The 3,073-nt window shown below is 69.5% G+C and carries 6 protein-coding genes; all 6 read right to left on the bottom strand.

The genetic code is table 11. From position 1 onward, the window contains the following. Positions 1–708 (bottom strand): 30S ribosomal protein S3 (gene rpsC, locus QM633_RS08290; RefSeq protein WP_415153274.1); only part of this gene is annotated, 708 nt, incomplete at its 3' end. A gap of 2 nt (positions 709–710) precedes the next feature. Beyond that, positions 711–1,109 carry a 50S ribosomal protein L22 gene (rplV, locus tag QM633_RS08285; protein WP_415153273.1) on the bottom strand — a complete coding sequence of 133 codons (399 nt, stop codon included), beginning with the start codon at positions 1,107–1,109 and terminating at the stop codon, positions 711–713. Between the two features lie 28 nt (positions 1,110–1,137). Beyond that, positions 1,138–1,419 carry a 30S ribosomal protein S19 gene (gene rpsS / locus QM633_RS08280; RefSeq protein WP_415153272.1) on the bottom strand — a complete coding sequence of 94 codons (282 nt, stop codon included), beginning with the start codon at positions 1,417–1,419 and terminating at the stop codon, positions 1,138–1,140. 20 nt (positions 1,420–1,439) lie between these two features. After that, positions 1,440–2,276, bottom strand: a complete 837-nt coding sequence (rplB, locus tag QM633_RS08275; protein ID WP_415153271.1) for a 50S ribosomal protein L2 — start codon at positions 2,274–2,276, stop codon at positions 1,440–1,442. Positions 2,277–2,298: 22 nt separating this feature from the next. After that, the gene (rplW, locus tag QM633_RS08270) at positions 2,299–2,607 is read right to left on the bottom strand and encodes a 50S ribosomal protein L23 (RefSeq protein ID WP_415153270.1); all 309 of its coding nucleotides are present in this window, start codon (positions 2,605–2,607) and stop codon (positions 2,299–2,301) included. Beyond that, positions 2,604–3,073 (bottom strand): 50S ribosomal protein L4 (gene rplD / locus QM633_RS08265; protein WP_415153269.1); only part of this gene is annotated, 470 nt, incomplete at its 5' end. The genes rplW and rplD, both read right to left, overlap by 4 nt.

Raw genomic sequence — 3,073 nt, 5'->3', positions numbered from 1 at the left:
GTCACGACGCGGCCCGCGAGCCGGCCGGCGCTGACCGCCGGCTGCCTGCCGGGCGGCCTTCTGGGCTGCGCGCTCGGCGCGGTTGCCGGACACGTCGCCCTTGTAGATCCACACCTTCACACCGATCCGGCCGAAGGTGGTGCGGGCCTCGTAGAAGCCGTAGTCGATGTCCGCCCGCAGGGTGTGCAGCGGCACGCGGCCCTCGCGGTAGAACTCCGAACGGCTCATCTCGGCGCCGCCGAGACGGCCGGAGCACTGGATCCGGATGCCCAGCGCACCGGCGCGCATCGCGCTCTGCTGCGCCTTGCGCATGGCGCGGCGGAAGGCCACGCGGGCGCCGAGCTGCTCGGCGATGCCCTGGGCGACCAGCTGCGCATCGGTCTCGGGGTTCTTCACCTCGAGGATGTTCAGCTGCACCTGCTTGCCGGTGAGCTTCTCCAGCTCCGCGCGGACGCGCTCGGCCTCGGCGCCGTTGCGGCCGATGACGATGCCCGGACGCGCCGCGTACAGGAAGATCGTCACCCGCTCGCTGCGGCGCTCGATCTCCACCGAGGAGATGCCGGCCCGCTCCAGGGTCTTGGCCAGGTAGCGACGGACCTTGACGTCCTCCGCAACCAGGTCGGAGTAGTTCTTGTCCGCGTACCAGCGCGTCTTGTGGTCGGTGGTGATCCCGAGGCGGAAGCCGTTGGGGTTGATCTTCTGGCCCATGCTCAGGCTCCCTTCTCTGACTTGGGTTCGACGACGACGGTGATGTGGCTGGCGCGCTTGAGGATCCGGCTGGCCGAACCCTTCGCCCGCGGCCGGATGCGACGCAGGGTCATGCCCTCGTCGACGAACGCCTGGGAGACGTACAGCTCGTCGGCGCGCAGCCCCTCGGTGTTCTCCGCGTTGGCCGTCGCGGACGCGACCACCTTGTACACGGGCTCGGAGGCCGCCTGGGGGGCGAACTTGAGCACGTCGAGGGCGTCGGTGACGGGCAGGCCGCGGACCAGGTCCACGACGCGGCGCACCTTCATCGGGCTCATCCGGACGTGACGCGCGATCGCGTACGAGCCAGGACGATCCCCGAGCAGGGCGGCGCGACGGGTGGGTCGCTCTTTGTTGCTCATCTGAGTATCAGTTCCTCTTCTCGCTGCCTCAGCGGCGGCGCGACTTCTTGTCTTCCTTGATGTGCCCGCGGTAGGTGCGGGTCGGGGCGAACTCGCCCAGCTTGTGGCCGATCATGGCCTCGGACACGAACACCGGCACGTGCTTGCGGCCGTCGTGCACCGCGATCGTGTGGCCGATCATGTCCGGGGTGATCATCGAGCGCCGGGACCAGGTCTTGATGACCTGCTTGGTGCCCTTCTCGTTCTGGGCGTCGACCTTCTTGACCAGGTGGTCGTCGACGAAGGGGCCCTTCTTCAGGCTGCGTGGCATTGGTTACCTCACCTGTCCTATCAGCGCTTCTTGCCGGACTTGCGGCGGCGGATGATCAGGCGAGAACTCGCCTTGTTCTTGTCCCGGGTGCGGCCCTCGGGCTTGCCCCACGGGCTGACCGGGTGACGGCCGCCGGAGGTCTTGCCCTCGCCACCGCCGTGCGGGTGGTCGATCGGGTTCATCGCGACACCGCGGACGGTCGGGCGGACGCCCTTCCAGCGGTTGCGGCCCGCCTTGCCCCAGTTGATGTTCGACTGCTCGGCGTTGCCGACCTCGCCGACGGTGGCGCGGCAGCGCACGTCCACCAGGCGCATCTCGCCGGACGGCAGCCGCAGCGTGGCCATCTTGCCCTCGCGGGCGACCAGCTGGATCTTCGCGCCGGCGGAGCGGCCGAGCTTGGCGCCGCCACCGGGGCGCATCTCGACGGCGTGCACGGTCGTGCCCACCGGGATGTTGCGCAGCGGCAGGTTGTTGCCGGGCTTGATGTCGGCGGCCTCGCCGGCCTCGACCGTCGCGCCCTGCTTCAGGCCGTTCGGGGCGATGATGTAGCGCTTCTCCCCGTCGGCGTAGTGCAGCAGCGCGATCCGGGCGGTGCGGTTCGGGTCGTACTCGATGTGCGCGACCTTGGCCGGGACGCCGTCCTTGTCGTAGCGACGGAAGTCGATCAGGCGGTAGGCCTGCTTGTGGCCGCCACCGATGTGCCGGGTGGTGATCCGGCCGGAGTTGTTGCGGCCACCGGTCTTCGGCTTGGACGTGACCAGCGACTTCTCCGGGGTGGAGCGAGTCAGTTCGACGAAGTCGGCCACGCTCGAGCCACGACGGCCCGGGGTGGTCGGCTTGTACTTACGGATACCCATGAGTTCGTTTTCCTCCCTCGACTCAGGCCAGCGGCCCGGAGAAGATGTCGATGCGCTGGCCCTCGGCCACACTCACCACGGCGCGCTTGGTGTCGGGACGCTTGCCCCAGCCGGCCTTGGTGCGCTTGCGCTTGCCATGGCGGTTACTGGTGTTCACGCCGGTCACCGTGACGCCGAAGACGGCCTCGACCGCGATCTTGATCTCGGTCTTGTTCGCGCTCGGGGCGACGAGGAAGGTGTACTTGTTCTCGTCCAGCAGCCCGTAGCTCTTCTCGCTGACCACAGGGGCCAGGAGGATGTCGCGGTGGTCGCGGATCTTCAGGTCGCTCACTTGGCAGCCTCCTCGTTCTCGGTGGTCACCACGGTGACCTTGCCCTTGACCGGCCCGGCCACGAAGGCGGCGAGCGCGGCCGTGGTGAACACGATGTCGTCGGCCACGAGCACGTCGTAGGCGTTCAGCTGGTCGACGGCGATCGCGTGCACGGTGGCGACGTTGCGCAGGCTCAGCCACGCGACGTCCTCGTCCCGGTCGAGCACCACCAGGAGCTTGCTGCCGCCGATCTCGGCGAGCGCCTTCAGGGCGGCCTTGGTGGACGGGGTCTCGCCGGTCACGACGGCCTCGACCACGTGGATGCGTCCCTCGCGGGCCCGGTCGGACAGCGCACCGCGCAGGGCGGCGGCGATCATCTTCTTGGGCGTCCGCTGCGCGTAGCTGCGCGGCTGCGGGCCGTGCACGACGCCACCGCCGGTCCACTGCGGGGCGCGGCGCGAACCCTGGCGGGCGCGGCCGGTGCCCT

Origin of the sequence: Propionicimonas sp. (assembly GCF_047606205.1) — a bacterium.
In the GTDB taxonomy this organism is placed as follows: domain Bacteria; phylum Actinomycetota; class Actinomycetes; order Propionibacteriales; family Propionibacteriaceae; genus Propionicimonas.
This window is presented reverse-complemented; position numbering and strand designations above follow the sequence as displayed.

Bases quoted from the DNA above. Each gene is read 5' to 3' on its own strand.
- rplV (WP_415153273.1), bottom strand. From the start codon at position 1,109: ATGAGCAACAAAGAGCGACCCACCCGTCGCGCCGCCCTGCTCGGGGAT.
- rpsS (WP_415153272.1), bottom strand. From the start codon at position 1,419: ATGCCACGCAGCCTGAAGAAGGGCCCCTTCGTCGACGACCACCTGGTC.
- rplB (WP_415153271.1), bottom strand. From the start codon at position 2,276: ATGGGTATCCGTAAGTACAAGCCGACCACCCCGGGCCGTCGTGGCTCG.